The organism is Aeromonas sp. 600724 (assembly GCF_049175135.1).
GTDB classification, from domain to species: domain Bacteria; phylum Pseudomonadota; class Gammaproteobacteria; order Enterobacterales; family Aeromonadaceae; genus Aeromonas; species Aeromonas veronii_A.
The window spans coordinates 115,365-130,323 of record NZ_JAAKUM010000014.1 but is presented as its reverse complement, the minus strand read 5'-3'; the positions used below and the strand labels follow the sequence as shown (position 1 = coordinate 130,323).

General features: G+C 60.3%; 11 protein-coding genes. 5 read left to right on the top strand and 6 right to left on the bottom strand.

Annotation, left to right across the window (positions count from 1 at the left end; all coding sequences use genetic code 11):
* Nucleotide 1 precedes the first annotated feature (1 nt).
* Together carB and G5168_RS14370 are read left to right on the top strand one after the other, a co-directional pair.
* Nucleotides 2-3,226, top strand: coding sequence for a carbamoyl-phosphate synthase large subunit (gene carB, locus G5168_RS14375; RefSeq protein ID WP_005337626.1), 3,225 nt, complete (start codon nt 2-4; stop codon nt 3,224-3,226).
* A 301-nt stretch (nt 3,227-3,527) separates the two neighbouring features.
* Nucleotides 3,528-4,679, top strand: coding sequence for a DUF1615 domain-containing protein (locus G5168_RS14370; RefSeq protein ID WP_040067843.1), 1,152 nt, complete (start codon nt 3,528-3,530; stop codon nt 4,677-4,679).
* Between the two features lie 67 nt (nt 4,680-4,746).
* On the opposite strand, the gene G5168_RS14365 is transcribed toward G5168_RS14370, so the two are convergent.
* Complete coding sequence (locus G5168_RS14365) at nt 4,747-5,619, bottom strand: NERD domain-containing protein (RefSeq protein WP_421252382.1); 873 nt, start codon at nt 5,617-5,619, stop codon at nt 4,747-4,749.
* 257 nt (nt 5,620-5,876) lie between these two features.
* Here G5168_RS14365 and katG point away from each other — a divergent pair, with 257 nt between their 5' ends.
* Complete coding sequence (katG, locus tag G5168_RS14360) at nt 5,877-8,063, top strand: catalase/peroxidase HPI (protein WP_421252381.1); 2,187 nt, start codon at nt 5,877-5,879, stop codon at nt 8,061-8,063.
* 106 nt (nt 8,064-8,169) lie between these two features.
* Here the strand turns inward: katG and G5168_RS14355 are convergent, their stop codons facing one another.
* Nucleotides 8,170-9,087 carry an autotransporter domain-containing protein gene (locus G5168_RS14355; protein WP_421252387.1) on the bottom strand — a complete coding sequence of 306 codons (918 nt, stop codon included), beginning with the start codon at nt 9,085-9,087 and terminating at the stop codon, nt 8,170-8,172.
* Nucleotides 9,088-9,379: 292 nt separating this feature from the next.
* Here G5168_RS14355 and G5168_RS14350 point away from each other — a divergent pair, with 292 nt between their 5' ends.
* Nucleotides 9,380-11,353 (top strand): methyl-accepting chemotaxis protein, encoded by a 1,974-nt coding sequence (locus tag G5168_RS14350; protein WP_421252380.1) that lies wholly within the window; start codon nt 9,380-9,382, stop codon nt 11,351-11,353.
* 68 nt (nt 11,354-11,421) lie between these two features.
* Nucleotides 11,422-12,297 (top strand): flagellar protein MotY, encoded by an 876-nt coding sequence (locus tag G5168_RS14345; protein ID WP_005337611.1) that lies wholly within the window; start codon nt 11,422-11,424, stop codon nt 12,295-12,297.
* Between the two features lie 84 nt (nt 12,298-12,381).
* Here the strand turns inward: G5168_RS14345 and gloA are convergent, their stop codons facing one another.
* Genes gloA through rsxG form a run of 4 tightly spaced genes read right to left on the bottom strand, consistent with a single transcriptional unit; the run spans nt 12,382 to nt 14,916 of the window.
* Complete coding sequence (gene gloA / locus G5168_RS14340) at nt 12,382-12,795, bottom strand: lactoylglutathione lyase (RefSeq protein WP_005347113.1); 414 nt, start codon at nt 12,793-12,795, stop codon at nt 12,382-12,384.
* 56 nt (nt 12,796-12,851) lie between these two features.
* Nucleotides 12,852-13,493, bottom strand: a complete 642-nt coding sequence (nth, locus tag G5168_RS14335; RefSeq protein WP_005337609.1) for an endonuclease III — start codon at nt 13,491-13,493, stop codon at nt 12,852-12,854.
* Nucleotides 13,494-13,506: 13 nt separating this feature from the next.
* On the bottom strand, nt 13,507-14,268 hold the full coding sequence (locus tag G5168_RS14330) for an electron transport complex subunit E (RefSeq protein WP_421252379.1): 762 nt from the start codon (nt 14,266-14,268) through the stop codon (nt 13,507-13,509).
* Nucleotides 14,269-14,283: 15 nt separating this feature from the next.
* Entirely contained in the window at nt 14,284-14,916 is a 633-nt protein-coding gene (gene rsxG, locus G5168_RS14325) for an electron transport complex subunit RsxG (protein WP_407958554.1), read from the bottom strand.
* Between the last annotated feature and the right edge of the window lie 43 nt (nt 14,917-14,959).

Here is a 14,959-nt window from a genome sequence, read left to right as displayed (position 1 = left end):
CATGCCAAAACGTAATGACCTTCAGAGCATCCTGATCCTCGGCGCCGGCCCCATCGTCATCGGCCAAGCCTGCGAATTTGACTACTCCGGCGCCCAGGCGTGCAAAGCCCTGCGCGAGGAGGGCTACCGCGTTATTCTGGTCAACTCCAACCCGGCCACCATCATGACCGACCCGGAGATGGCAGACGCCACCTACATCGAGCCCATCACCTGGGAAGTGGTGCGCGAAATCATCAAGAAAGAGCGCCCGGACGCCATTCTGCCCACTATGGGCGGCCAGACTGCGCTTAACTGCGCACTGGCGCTGGAGAAGCATGGCGTGCTGGCCGAGTTCGGTGTCGAGATGATCGGTGCCACCGCCGATGCCATCGACAAGGCCGAAGACCGCTCCCGTTTTGACAAGGCGATGCGCAGCATTGGCCTGGAGTGCCCGCGTGCCGGCATCGCCCACAACATGGAAGAGGCGTGGGGCGTGCAGCAGATGGTCGGCTTCCCCTGCATCATCCGTCCCTCCTTTACCATGGGCGGCTCCGGTGGCGGCATCGCCTACAACACCGAAGAGTTCGTCGAGATCTGCGAGCGCGGTCTGGACTTGTCGCCGACCAAAGAGCTGCTCATCGACGAGTCGCTGATCGGCTGGAAAGAGTACGAGATGGAAGTGGTGCGGGATCGCAACGACAACTGCATCATCGTCTGCGCCATCGAAAACTTCGACCCCATGGGTATCCACACCGGTGACTCCATCACGGTCGCGCCAGCCCAGACGCTGACCGACAAGGAGTACCAGCTGATGCGCAACGCCTCCATGGCGGTGCTGCGCGAAATCGGCGTTGAGACCGGCGGCTCCAACGTCCAGTTCGGTATCAACCCGAAAGATGGCCGCATGGTCATCATCGAGATGAACCCGCGGGTGTCGCGCTCCTCTGCGCTGGCCTCCAAGGCGACCGGTTTCCCCATCGCCAAGATCGCCGCCAAGCTCGCCATCGGTTACACCCTCGACGAGCTGATGAACGATATCACCGGCGGTCGCACTCCGGCCTCCTTCGAGCCGGCCATCGACTACGTGGTCACCAAGGTGCCGCGCTTCAACTTCGAAAAATTCGCCGGTGCCAACGATCGTCTGACTACCCAGATGAAGTCGGTCGGTGAAGTGATGGCCATCGGCCGCAACTTCCAGGAGTCCCTGCACAAGGCGCTGCGCAGCCTCGAAACCGGCAAAACCGGCTTCGACCCCATGGTTGACCTCAATGCGCCGGACTCCCTGACCCGCATCCGTCACGAGCTGCAGGACGCCGGTAGCGACCGTATCTTCTATATTGCCGATGCGTTCCGCGCCGGTCTCTCCATGGACGGCATCTTCAAGCTGACCAAGATTGACCCCTGGTTCCTGGTACAGATTGAAGATCTGGTGAAGCTGGAAGAAGAGGTGAAAGAGCGCGGCATGGCCGGTCTCGATGCCGACTTCCTGCGTGCCCTCAAGCGCAAAGGCTTTGCCGATGCCCGTCTGGCCAAGATCCTCGGTGTGGCCGAAGGGGAAGTGCGCAAACTGCGTGCCCGCCACAACATCTTCCCGGTCTACAAGCGGGTCGATACCTGCGCCGCCGAGTTCGCTACCAACACCGCCTACATGTACTCCAGCTATGACGAGGAGTGCGAAGCGGCCCCGAGCAACCGCGACAAGATCATGATCATCGGCGGTGGCCCGAACCGTATCGGTCAGGGTATCGAGTTCGACTACTGCTGTGTGCACGCGGCGCTGGCCCTGCGCGAAGACGGTTACGAGACCATCATGGTCAACTGCAACCCGGAGACCGTCTCCACCGATTACGACACCTCCGATCGTCTCTACTTCGAGCCGGTGACCCTGGAAGATGTGCTGGAAATCGTACGCATCGAAAAACCCAAGGGCGTCATCGTTCAGTACGGTGGCCAGACCCCGCTGAAACTGGCCCGAGCACTGGAAGCCAACGGCGTGCCGATTATCGGTACCAGCCCGGATGCCATCGACCGCGCCGAAGACCGCGAGCGCTTCCAGTCTGCCGTCGAGCGCCTCGGCCTCAAGCAGCCGGAAAACGGCACCGTCACCGCGCTGGAACAGGCCGTGCTGCTGGCCGAGCGCATTACCTACCCGCTGGTGGTTCGCCCCTCCTACGTGCTGGGTGGCCGCGCCATGGAAATCGTCTATGACGAGCAGGATCTGCGTCGCTACTTCGCCGAGGCGGTGAGCGTCTCCAACGAATCGCCGGTGCTGCTGGACCGCTTCCTGGACGATGCGACCGAGCTGGACGTGGATGCCATCTGCGACGGCACCGATGTGGTCATCGGCGGCATCATGGAGCACATCGAGCAGGCCGGTATCCACTCCGGTGACTCCGGTTGCTCCCTGCCTCCCTATACCTTGTCCAAGAAAATTCAGGACGAGATCCGCGAGCAGGTGCGCAAGCTGGCGCTGGAGCTCGGCGTTATCGGCCTGATGAACGTGCAGTTCGCGGTCAAGGGTGATGACATCTACCTCATCGAGGTGAACCCGCGCGCCGCCCGTACCGTGCCGTTCGTCTCCAAGGCGACCGGTGCCCCGCTGGCCAAGATTGCCGCCCGTGTGATGGCCGGTCAGTCGCTGCAAGAACAGGGCTTCACCAAAGAGATCATCCCACCCTACTACTCGGTGAAAGAGGTGGTACTGCCGTTCGCCAAGTTCCCGGGGGTTGACCCGCTGCTGGGGCCGGAGATGCGCTCTACCGGTGAGGTAATGGGTGTGGGCAGCAGCTTTGCCGAGGCCTATGCCAAGGCGCAGCTGGGTGCCAACCACGCCGTACCGAAAGAGGGTCGTGCCCTCTTGTCAGTGCGTCACAGCGACAAGGCGCAGGTGGTTGACTTGGCTGCCAAGCTGCTGGAGCTGGGCTACGAGCTGGATGCCACTCACGGCACAGCCGTCGCGCTGGGTGAGGCGAGCATCAACCCGCGCCTGGTCAACAAGGTGCACGAAGGTCGCCCGCACATTCTCGACCGCATCAAGAATGGCGAGTACACCTACATCGTCAACACCGCCGAAGGGCGGGTGGCGATCCAGGACTCCAAGCAGCTGCGTCGCGCCGCCTTGCAGAACAAGGTGGCTTACACCACCACCATGAATGAGGCGTTTGCCACCTGCATGGCCATCAGCGTGGATGCCACCGCCAACGTCAACTCGGTGCAGGAGTTGCACCAGAAGGTGAAAAACCGCTAAGCGTTTGCAGCGGGCATCAGTCCGACTTGCCAGACGACCAACCCCCGCCAGCGATGGCGGGGGTTTCTTTTTATCTGTCGCTCACCGTACGGTTCTGGCCGGGTGAGCCATTGAGGAAGGTCATGAGTTCCGCATCGCAGACAACTGATGGCGCGTGGGGTGGCAAAAGCTGGCAAGGGGAGGGGATGCTGCGAGCGCGGGTTTCAACTGCGGCAGGCAATCCTCTACAATGGCCCCACTTTGCTTGTCAGTGCAGTGCCAGCGGCGCTGCCTGTAGGGCCAACAAAAAATGGACATGCTTATGACCGCTTTGCCTTCCTGTCGTCTTCTTGCCTTCTGCTCTGCCTTGTTGCTGGCCGGTTGTGCCAGTGATCCCGCCTCCGCGCCTGCCAAAGAGGCGAGCGTGAGCAACCCCAAAACGCCGCCTGCCATGCAGCCGCGCAAACCGGCGGACATGAAGAGCCGCATCGTGCGCTTCTTGCCCCGTCAGGTGCCGGACAAACAGGGGTGGGCCAACGACGTGGTGACGGCGCTCACCACCCAGGGGGTGACGGTCAATGATCACAATGTCTGTAGCGTGCTGGCGGTGGCGGAGCAGGAAGCCACTTATCAGGCCGACCCCGTGGTGCCGGGCCTTGGCAAGATCGCCTGGAAAGAGATCAACTCACGGGCAGCCAAGCTGCTGATCCCCGAATTTATGGTGCGGGCCGCGCTCTCCATCAACTCGCCCACTGGCAAGAGCTACGCCGAGCGGATCGACAAGTTGCGTACCGAGCGGGAGATGAGTGAAATCTTCGAAGACATGATCAGCATGCTGCCGATGGGCAAGACGCTGTTTGGCAACCTCAACCCGGTGCATACCGGCGGCCCGATGCAGGTGAGCATCGCCTTTGCCGAGGCCAACGCCCGTGGCTACCCCTATCCAATCAAGGACTCCATTCGCCACGAAGTCTTTACCCGTCGCGGCGGCATCTGGTTTGGCACCAAGCATATCTTCGGTTATCCCGTCGACTACCCGGATACCCTCTACCGTTTTGCCGACTTCAACGCCGGCTGGTATGCCAGTCGCAATGCCGCTTTTCAGGCCGCCGTCAGCCGCCTGAGTGGCAAAACTCTGGCGCTGGACGGGGACCTGATCCGCTATGACTCGGATCTGCCGGGTAACACCGAGCTTGCCGTCTACACCCTCGCCAACCGGGTCAATATGAGCAAACAGGCGATCCACCAGAGCCTTCGCAAAGGGGATACAGCCGAATTTGCCGAGACCGATCTCTACCATCGCATCTTTACCTTGGCCGACAAGCAAGCGGGCAAGCGACTGCCCCGCGCCATCCTGCCCGGCATTCAGCTAAAGAGTCCGAAAATTACCCGCAACCTCACCACCGCCTGGTTTGCCAAGCGGGTGGATGACAGGGAGCAACGTTGCGTGCGGCAGATGGCGACCATTCGCTAAGAAACACAACAAGGGCGGCCAATTGGCCGCCCTTGTTGTCAGAGTGAGTTTCCCCTTGTGTGGCAGTTCATGCCTTGCTGTTCCCCGTGAGATTTACCATGAATCTGCATTTGGGGTATCCACTGCATCCCCAAAACTGATTGCCTCGGTTATCCCCCCGTTTGGCGGTACGCAATACCATCGGGTTGCCGCATCTGGGGCATAGTGGATTTGCTTGGGTGAGCGATTCGGTGGTGGTTGGTGCGGCGTTCACCACCTGATTGACGACAGACATTGCAGCTAAGGATAAAGGTGGGTGGGGAACCTCGCTGTGACGGGCTTTCAACTGCGCCACATGCTGTTTATGGGTCTGCCAATTGGCAGCCAGTCGTCCCCGCTGGATGGTGTCGATCACTCTGGTGACTTCGGCAGAGGTCAGCATCTGCGTGGTTTTACTCTTGATATAGCGAATAAGCCCGCGGTTCATCACGTTATCCGGCATGGGGGTTTTAAAGGTGCAGTCGCCAATAAAGTAGATAATCGAATGGAGCTGATGATCAGCAAGACCCAGCAAGGATTTGAGCGTCATCAGGTGCAGATAGTTTTGGCGCAGGGGATTTTGAAAGGTATGTCTGCGGCGATAGAGCTGCTGGGTCCAGCTCTTGTGGGCTGGATTGTCAAATATCCACCCCTTGATGTTCTTGGTCTCGATCACAAATAGCCCGAAGCGCGAGACGAGCACATGGTCGATCTGGGTAGTTCCCTGCGGGGTAGGCAGCGTAACATCCTTGAGCAGGTGGTACTCCCGCTGATCGAGAAACAGCCGGATGCCCAAGTTGATAAATGCCTCCCCAACCATCCCCTTAAACCTGGGCGTTTTGATCAGGGTGGCAATCAGCAGAAGGGGCAGCAGATACCAGAGCTGGTCCAGCAGAACCGCAATAACAGGTGTGAAGTCCATTTCAACGCTGTCGTCTGATGTGCAATGGCAACATGTTAACAGTGGGTTCAACAAGCGTGTGTGATCTATGCCACTACTACTCAGCCAGCGCCTGCATTGTTCTGTTTGTTACCCGGTGACGAGATAGTTCAATCGCAAAACCAGATTGAATTGAACTTTTTTATTCGATTTTTTAAGTGACTGGTGGGGGGTAGGCTAGTCTCTACTGCGAAGCGAAGGGTTTCGCCGTCATTATGACCACAATGAGGATCTGATAGATGGACAAACACGCTAGCGGGGCCGGTCAGTGCCCCTTTGCCCACGGTGCCAATACCTCTGCCAGCCAGGAGCATCAAGTCTGGTGGCCCAATGCCCTCAACCTCGACATCCTGCACCAGCATGACAGCAAGACCAATCCGATGGATGAGACTTTCGATTATGCCGATGCCTTCAACAGCCTCGATTACGATGCCCTCAAGGCAGATCTGCATGCCCTGATGACCGACAGCCAGCCCTGGTGGCCGGCAGACTGGGGTCACTATGGCGGCCTGATGATCCGCATGGCCTGGCACTCCGCCGGCAGCTATCGCGCTACCGACGGGCGCGGCGGTGCCAACACCGGCAACCAGCGCTTCGCCCCCCTCAACAGTTGGCCTGACAACGGCAACCTCGACAAGGCGCGTCGTCTGCTGTGGCCGATCAAACAGAAGTACGGCAACAAGATCTCCTGGGCTGACCTGATGATCCTGGCGGGCAATGTCGCCTATGAATCCATGGGGCTCAAGACCTTCGGCTTTGCCGGTGGCCGCGAGGATATCTGGCATCCGGAAAAAGATGTCTATTGGGGCTCCGAGAAGGAGTGGCTGGCGCCGAGCGGCAGCGAAGGGAGCCGTTACAGCGGCGAACGGGATCTGGAGAACCCGCTGGCGGCGGTGATGATGGGGCTGATTTACGTCAACCCGGAAGGGGTGGATGGCAACCCGGATCCCCTGAAAACCGCCCACGACATGCGCGTTACCTTTGCCCGCATGGGGATGAATGACGAAGAGACCGTCGCCCTCACCGCCGGTGGCCACACCGTCGGCAAGGCCCACGGCAACGGCAGCGCTGCCAAACTGGGGCCCGCTCCCGAAGGGGCGGATGTGCACGAGCAGGGGCTGGGCTGGATCAACCACGAGAGCCGCGGCATCGGTCGTGATACGGTGACCAGCGGCCTTGAAGGGGCCTGGACCAGCAACCCGACCCGCTGGGACAACGGCTACTTCAAGATGCTGCTGGGCCACGACTGGTGGATCAAGAAGAGCCCGGCCGGTGCCTGGCAGTGGGAGCCCGTCGCCATCAAGGAGGAAGATCGTCCGGTGGACGTGGAAGACCCCTCCATCCGCTGCAACCCCATCATGACCGATGCGGACATGGCGCTGCGCTTTGACCCCGTATACCGGGAGATCTCCGAGCGCTTTGCCGCGGATCAGGCGCTCTTCTCCGACGCCTTTGCCCGCGCCTGGTTCAAGCTGACTCACCGCGACATGGGGCCGCGCAGCCGCTATTTGGGGCCGGAAGTGCCGAGCGAAGTCATGGTGTGGCAGGATCCGGTTCCGGCGGTGGATTACCAGCTCTCTGACAAAGAGGTGAGTGAGATCAAGGCCAAACTGCTGGCCTGCGGCGTGGCGCCAGCCGATTTGATCGCCACCGCATGGGACAGTGCCCGCACCTTCCGCGGCTCCGATTATCGCGGCGGAGCCAACGGTGCTCGCATCCGCCTCGCGCCGATGAAAGAGTGGGAAGGCAACGAGCCCGCTCGCCTCGAGAAGGTGCTCAACGCCCTGATCGCCCTGCAGGCCACCCTGAGCAAGCCGGTCAGCATCGCCGACCTGATTGTGCTGGGCGGTAGCGCAGCGGTAGAGCAGGCGGCCAAGCTGGCCGGCGTCGATATCGTCGTTCCCTTTGCGTCGGGCCGCGGCGATGCCAGCGCCGAACAGACCGATGCCGAGTCGTTCGCCTTCCTCGAGCCGGTTCACGATGGTTTCCGCAACTGGCAGAAGGGGCACTACAAGGTGCAGCCGGAGGAGATGCTGCTCGACCGTGCCCAGTTGCTGGGGCTTACCGCCCGCGAGATGACTGTGCTGGTCGGCGGTATGCGGGTGCTTGGCACCAACCATGGCGGGTCGGCCCACGGCGTCTTTACCGACCGGGTCGGTGTGCTCAGCAACGACTTCTTCGTCAACCTGACCGACATGGCCTATAGCTGGCAGCCGACTGGCCGCAACAGTTACCAGATCGTGGATCGCCAGAGCGGTGCGGTGAAGTGGACTGCTACCCGGGTTGATCTGGTGTTTGGCTCCAACTCGGTGCTGCGTGCCTACGCCGAGGTCTATGCCCAGCAAGATGGCAAGGAGAAGTTCGTCCGAGACTTCGTCAAGGCCTGGGTCAAGGTGATGAACAATGACCGTTTCGATCTGAAATAAGTCGCTTCAACCCCAATGAGAACGCCAGCCGCAAGGCTGGCGTTTTTTATGGTGGCGGTGATAGCTGCATGGTGCGACTCGGAGGATGCCCCTCTGGCAGCCCGGGTTAGAAGCTCATGGCCAGCCCGATGGAATAACCGCTGGTGTTGTGGCTGAACATGTAGCGGGCAACCAGCCGGGTACGGGTGACAATGATGTCGTACTTGCTGCTGTCCAGCTCCAGACCGGCGCCGATGGAGTTGAGGGAGTCAAAGCCAAGCAACCCACGTTGCTGCCCCAGATATGCGGTATGAGCCCCCTCCAGTACATAGCGCACTGGTCTGTCGAGCAGGGTCCAGTGGAACAGCGGGGCGCGGCGGCGCAGATAGAGGCCGAGGTTCTCCGCCTCGGCGTGACCACGGACGCTGGTCGAGGTGCCGCCAAAGCTCTGCAGGTGCTGATAGGAGTAGCGCAGTTCGGCATCTATGTCCTGGGCCGGTGAAAAGAGTTCGTAATCGAGCATCAGTGAGCCACCCAGCCCGTACATATTGAGCTGACCCCCATCGAGAAAGTCCAGCGAGTAGCCCTTGGTACGATCCAGCAGCCAGTTGCCGATCCGCAGGTCACTGGCCATGGTACCGAGCGAGACGTTGGCTATGGGGCGCAGCACCCAGTGGCCGCCACGCGGATCTTTGTGAAGGGTGACATCCCAGCCGATCCCGCCCGAGGCGGTCAGGCTATTCCACTTGGTCGGTATGGTGCGACTCTCGGTACCATTGCTTATCACAAACTGGGGGTCGTAGCGGCTGTAGCCCAGCGCCCCCTCCAGATAGATGGGCACGGCTTCGCTCAGGGTTGCGCCGCCTCCCAGTTGCCCCATGTTGAGCGCAGAAGATTGGCCAGTGCTGCTGCCGATGTCCAGGTTGCTGGCGGTGATGTCCGGCACCACGCTGAAAGTCATCAGCGAGATCACCGCATTGGCCCGTTTTTGCGCCCAGTCCTCCTCCTGATCGTCAAGGTTGTTACTGGCCGCGAGTGACGCCATGGGCAGGGTCGCCGCGAAGAGGGCGCAACCCAGACGGTAAAGCGGGCAGAGCGGGTGTTTCATGGCTGGATTCCCCAAACAAGCGACCTCCTGTCGCCCTGATCTACTGTAGCGAGTTTCTCTCTGGCTGTCTCGACCTGACCATTGGGCTGGGCTATGGGGGGGCTGCGTGGCCATCTACAGAAAATGGTTGATGCAGCTCATGGTTCTGGCCAATGGCAGATGTCGTCAGCGGCATAAGCGAGCAGGCCGGATATAATCAACGCGTTGATAAAAATGACAGGAGTGCGGGATGAACAGACTCGGATTGGCCGGCAAGATGTTGCTGGCAATTTGCCTGCCGTTATTGGCGCTGCTGTTTTTCGCCAGCCACTACGCATACGACAGATATCGGGTGACCCATGAGATGACGCAAGCCCTGCAGCAGCTGGCTGTGGTCGAACGCAGCGCCCAGTTGGTGCACGAGCTGCAAAAGGAGCGTGGCATGTCGGCGGGGTTTATCGGCTCTGAAGGGCGCAAATTTGCAGATGCCCTGCCACGTCAGCGGCAACAGGTTGATGAAGCCATTCATCGCTTTCAGGGGTTGGAGAGGGAGGTTGCCCACGAGCAGGTGGATCTGGCTTTGCGCGAGTTGATGGGGATCCGCAATCAGGTGGACAAACTGGCCATAGAGGCCCCGCGTCAGGTCGCCTTTTATAGCCAGTTGATTGCTTCTCTGCTCAAGGTCGTGGATGAGATTAGTCTGCGTAGCCAGGATGCCGCTATTGCCTTGCAGACAAATGCCTACGCCGCATTTTTGCAAAACAAGGAGCGTATGGGGATGGAGCGGGCGACCCTCAGCAATGTCTTTGCCAAAGGGAGTTTCACCCCGGCTACCTTGCAGCAATTTATGTCCCTGCTCGCTGCCCAGCAGAGCTATCTGGAGCGTTTTCGCGCCGTGGCAAGCGAGCCGCAGCGACGCCTGCTTGAGCAAATTGAGAAGAGTCCGGTGATGGCAGAGGTCGCGAAATATGAGCAGCTCGCCCTCGGCAAGATGACCGAGGGGAGCTTTGGCGTCGATCCGGAGCGCTGGTTTGCCGTGAGCACCGAGAAGATCGACCAGCTCAAACAGGGCGAAGATCAGCTCTTCCAGCAGTTGTTCGAACGGGTTGAGCAGATGCAGGGAGAGAGTCAGCGCAACTTCTGGTGGGGGGCTATGGCGGTGCTGTGCTGCCTGCTGTTGACTACCCTCATCAGTTGGAAGGTGCTGCGGGATGTGCATCTGGGCTTCGTCGCTCTGCATCGCACCTTTTCACGGCTCGTCAATGACAATGATCTGACGGTGAGGGTCAACTGGCAATCGGGTGACGAGCTTGGGGCATTGGCGCGGGATCTCAACCACTTTCTGCAGCATCTGGAAGGCTTGTTGCTGGAGGTGCGCCGCTCCTGTGAGATATTGACCCGTAGTGCCAGCAACTCCAGCGAGGTGATTGCCGAAGTGAATGAAGGTGTGGTGCGTGGTGTCGGTCAGGTTGAACTGGTTGCCACCGCCGCAACGGAAATGGCTTCGACGGTGGCCGAAATTGCTCGCAATGCGACCCAGACCTCACTGGCGACCCAGCAGGCCATTGGCCGTGCCCGGCAGGGGGACAAGGAGGTGGATCAGACTATCGCCGCCATCGAGCAGGTGGCCGGCACCCTCGACGAGACCCGGCTGTTGGTCAACAACCTGCATCAGGATACCGAGTCCGCCGTCGAGGCACTCAACCTCATCAAGCAGATCTCCGATCGCACCAATCTGTTGGCCCTCAATGCCGCCATTGAGGCAGCCCGTGCCGGTGAGTCGGGGCGCGGCTTTGCCGTGGTCGCCGATGAGGTTCGTTCACTGGCTGCCCGTACCCAGCAGGCGGCAGATGATATCGAACAGATGCTCTCCCGTTTGCGGGCTGGAGCCCGTCAGGCGGTGGTGGCCATGCAGTCGGGCAGCGAGCAGGCGGGCCTCAGCGTCAGTGAAGCGCAGCGGGCGGGTCACGAGCTGACCGACATCGTCAATGAGGTGCGCAAGGTGAGTGACATGACGGCGCAGGTGGCTACCGCAACCGAGCAGCAGCGCTACGTAACGGACGATATCCAGCACAACGTAATGACCATCCGCGAAGTGTACGAGGCCCATCGCCAGCACTCGGTCACCCTGCAGCAGAATAGTGTCGAACTGGATCAGTTGGCACGGGAGCTGGCTGGACGAATTGCCAGCTTCAAGTTGATAGAGAGAGCCTCTCCCCACTGATCCATTTGCGCTAAAGCTTGTCCCTCCCTGGCCGATACCCCTTGTGAGATCGTGTGGAGGGCAAGCAATTGAACGCTTGGGTGTTGGGGTTGGTCAGCATATCCGTGAGTATGCAGTTACAGGCTGGGGTCACCGAATTCGGTGCCGGTCTGGATCAATCCGTCTGGCGTTTGACCTCCGATACCCAGATTGAGTGTCGCCTCGAACACCCGATCCCCAACTGGGGAACGGGGGCCTTTGTCAGCCGCGCCGGGCGCAAGATCAACCTCGACTTTGAGCTCAAGGGCAAGCGGCCACAGGCCCAGACCCAGACGGTGAGCCTTGGCATCATGCCGCCGGTATGGCGCCCAGGGATTGCCGGGCGAGAAGTGAGTCAACTGCGCTTCTATCAGCAGTTCGATGGGCTGGTGGAGGGGCAAACCGCCTGGACCATGCTCGATGAGCTGGAGGGGGGACGAATGCCCACTTTCCAGTATCGGGACTGGTATCGCCAAAACCGTGCGGTGCGAGTATCGCTTTCGTCGGTTAACTTTCGGGTCAAATATCAGGCCTTTATCGACTGCCTGAGCGGGCTCTTGCCCTACAGCTTCAACGACATCGCCTTTAGCGTGCTTACCTACGACAAGAACAGCGATCAGCTCTCCATCCCCTCCAAGCGGCGGCTGGCGATGATCAGCGAGTTTATCAAGGCGGACAAGAGCATCGACGTGGTGGTGATCGATGCCTACAGCGACAGCTATGGCGGCCGCTGGCCGAACCTGAAGCTATCCGAGAAACGGGCCGATGCCATCAAGAAGGTGTTTGTCGATCTGGGGATCGATCCCGGCAAGATCTCGGTGGAGGGGCATGGCGAGAAGCAGCACGTTGCCTCCAACGAAACGGAGCAGGGTCGTGCCAAGAACCGGCGGGTGGTGATCAGCATGGGGCGCAATGGCGAGATCTAGCGCCGTCCCCGGCAGCCGGATATAAAAAAGAGCGCATCTGCGCTCTTTTTTGATCCTGCCATTCGGCAGCGGGATTAGGGCTGCTTAGAAGCTGTCACCCAGGCCGGTACCGGCATCTTTCTTGGCAATCAGTTCAATCTTGTAACCGTCCGGATCTTCGACGAAGGCGATCACGGTGGTACCGCCCTTGACCGGGCCCGGTTCGCGGGTGATCTTGGCACCGGCGGCGCGCAGTGCGTCGCAGGTGGCGTAGATGTCGTCCGCTTCCAGCGCGATATGGCCGTAGGCGGAGCCCAGTTCGTACTCACTCACCCCCCAGTTGTAGGTCAGCTCGATCACCGCTTCATCCTTCTCGTCACCGTAGCCAACGAAGGCCAGGGTGTACTTGTACTCGCTGTTCTCGCTCTTGCGCAGCAGCTTCATGCCAAGGACGCGGGTGTAGAAGTCGATGGAGCGTTGCAGATCGCCGACACGCAGCATGGTATGCAGAATTCTCATTGCTCAGTTCTCCGGGTTGGTGATGTGTACTGCTTTCAATCTCGGTTGTGAGGCCATCAGCTCTCTGGATAGACCTTCTCTTTGTATTCGCACAAGTCCTCGATGATACAGGAACCACAACGGGGCTTGCGAGCCAGACAGGTGTAACGCCCGTGCAGGATCAGCCAGTGGTGGACATCCAGCTTGAACTCGGCGGGCACCACTTTGAGCAGCTTCTCCTCCACCTGATCCACGTTCTTGCCTACCGCAAAGCCGGTGCGGTTCGAGACCCGGAAGATATGGGTATCGACGGCGATGGTGGGCCAGCCAAAGGCGGTATTGAGGACCACGTTGGCGGTCTTGCGGCCGACGCCCGGCAGGGCTTCCAGCGCTTCGCGGTTCTCCGGCACCTCGCCACCGTGGCGCTCCAGCAAGATGGCGCAGGTCTTGATGACGTTCTCGGCCTTGGTGTTGAACAGGCCAATGGTCTTGATGTACTCCTTGAGCCCGTCCACCCCGAGATCCAGCATTGCCTGCGGGGTGTTGGCCACCGGATAGAGCTTGTCGGTTGCCTTGTTGACGCTGACATCGGTCGCCTGCGCCGAGAGCAGCACGGCGATCAGTAGCTCGAACGGCGAGTTGAAGTTGAGCTCTGTGGTGGGGTGGGGGTTGTTTTCCCGCAGTCGCTCGAGGATTTCTCTGCGTTTCTGGTTGTTCATGCCTTGCGTCCGATCATAGTTCGGTCGCCCGGACGCGAGCCGGGGCAACGTTGCAGTGGGCCACAGTGGTTGCCTGTTTGCGGTCCCGCCAGTCGTTGATGGCGTTCTTGGCGGCGATCAGCAGCCCCAGCCCGATAAAGCCGCCCGGCGGCAAAATCGCCAGCAGCAGGCTGGCATCGGCGTGGAACAGCTCGACGCGCAGGGACTTGGCCCACTCGCCCAGCAGCAGCTCGGCGCCATCAAACAGGGTGCCCATGCCGATGATCTCGCGCATGCCGCCCAGTACCAGCAGCACCAGAGTAAAGCCAAGGCCCATCATCAGGCCATCGAGGGCCGCCAGCAGCGGCGGGTTCTTGGAGGCATAGGCCTCGGCGCGGCCGATGATGACGCAGTTGGTGACGATGAGGGCGATAAAGATGCCGAGCGCCTGATAGAGGCCGTAGGTGTAGGCGTTCATCAGCAGCTGCACGCTGGTTACCAGCGAGGCGATGATCATCACATAGACCGGGATGCGAATATCTTTCGGCACCCAGTTGCGCACCAGCGAGACCGCAAGGTTGGAGCAGACCAGCACCGCCATGGTGGCAAGGCCCAGCCCCAGCGCATTGGTAAAGGTGGAGGAGACGGCGAGGGTCGGGCAGAGCCCCAGCACCTGCACCAGCGAGGGGTTGTTCTTCCAGAGCCCCTGACTCATCAGCTCCTTGAGCTCGCCCTTGCGGCTTTCCAGCTCGGCAATCGGGGCTGCACCCGTTTCAATCTGTTCCATCTGGTTCATGATGGCTCGACTCCGTTAGTTCGCCGCCGGACAAGCCGGGGCGTTGCTGAGCAGTTCGGGTTGCTCCTGCTGCAGTTTAAGCAGGTTTTTCACCGCCTTGACCACGGCTCGCGGGGTGATGGTGGCGCCGGTAAAGGCATCGAACTCGCCGCCATCCTTCTTCACCGCCCACTGGGGGTCGTTGTCATGGGTCAGGAATTTTCCGGCAAAGCTGTTGATCCAGTCCGATTTCTTCAGCTCGATCTTGTCACCCAGGCCCGGGGTCTCGTTGTGAGCGAGCACGCGCACGGCAGTGATGGTGCCCTTGGCATCAAAACCCGCCACGATGCGGATCGCCCCGCTGTAGCCATCCGGCGCGATCGCCTCCAATGCATAGCCGGTCACCACGCCATTCTTGCTGGCGGTATAGAGGGCCTGCGGCTGATCGCTGCCGAGATACTTCCTGCTGGTCACCTGTTTGCAGCTGGCCACCAGATCGTTGTCATAGCTCCCCTCCGGCAGCAATACCGAGAGGGTCTGCTGCTTCTCCAGCTGTTGCTGGTGGGCGATTTTATCCTTGGTCAGCTCGTTGGTCAGTACCACCAGCGCGGTACAGCCGAGCGCGAACATCGCCAGAATAAGGCCGTTCTTGCGCATGCTCTTTAACATGTACGGGCTCCGTCAGCTGTGATGGGGGAAAAGGGCAGAAACA

What these genes read in the sequence shown, in the direction of transcription:
- G5168_RS14330 (WP_421252379.1), bottom strand. Translation starts at nt 14,268, where the DNA reads ATGAACCAGATGGAACAGATTGAAACGGGTGCAGCCCCGATTGCCGAG.
- rsxG (WP_407958554.1), bottom strand. Translation starts at nt 14,916, where the DNA reads ATGTTAAAGAGCATGCGCAAGAACGGCCTTATTCTGGCGATGTTCGCG.
- G5168_RS14350 (WP_421252380.1), top strand. Translation starts at nt 9,380, where the DNA reads ATGAACAGACTCGGATTGGCCGGCAAGATGTTGCTGGCAATTTGCCTG.
- carB (WP_005337626.1), top strand. Translation starts at nt 2, where the DNA reads ATGCCAAAACGTAATGACCTTCAGAGCATCCTGATCCTCGGCGCCGGC.
- G5168_RS14370 (WP_040067843.1), top strand. Translation starts at nt 3,528, where the DNA reads ATGACCGCTTTGCCTTCCTGTCGTCTTCTTGCCTTCTGCTCTGCCTTG.
- G5168_RS14355 (WP_421252387.1), bottom strand. Translation starts at nt 9,087, where the DNA reads ATGGCGTCACTCGCGGCCAGTAACAACCTTGACGATCAGGAGGAGGAC.
- G5168_RS14365 (WP_421252382.1), bottom strand. Translation starts at nt 5,619, where the DNA reads ATGGACTTCACACCTGTTATTGCGGTTCTGCTGGACCAGCTCTGGTAT.
- nth (WP_005337609.1), bottom strand. Translation starts at nt 13,493, where the DNA reads ATGAACAACCAGAAACGCAGAGAAATCCTCGAGCGACTGCGGGAAAAC.
- gloA (WP_005347113.1), bottom strand. Translation starts at nt 12,795, where the DNA reads ATGAGAATTCTGCATACCATGCTGCGTGTCGGCGATCTGCAACGCTCC.
- katG (WP_421252381.1), top strand. Translation starts at nt 5,877, where the DNA reads ATGGACAAACACGCTAGCGGGGCCGGTCAGTGCCCCTTTGCCCACGGT.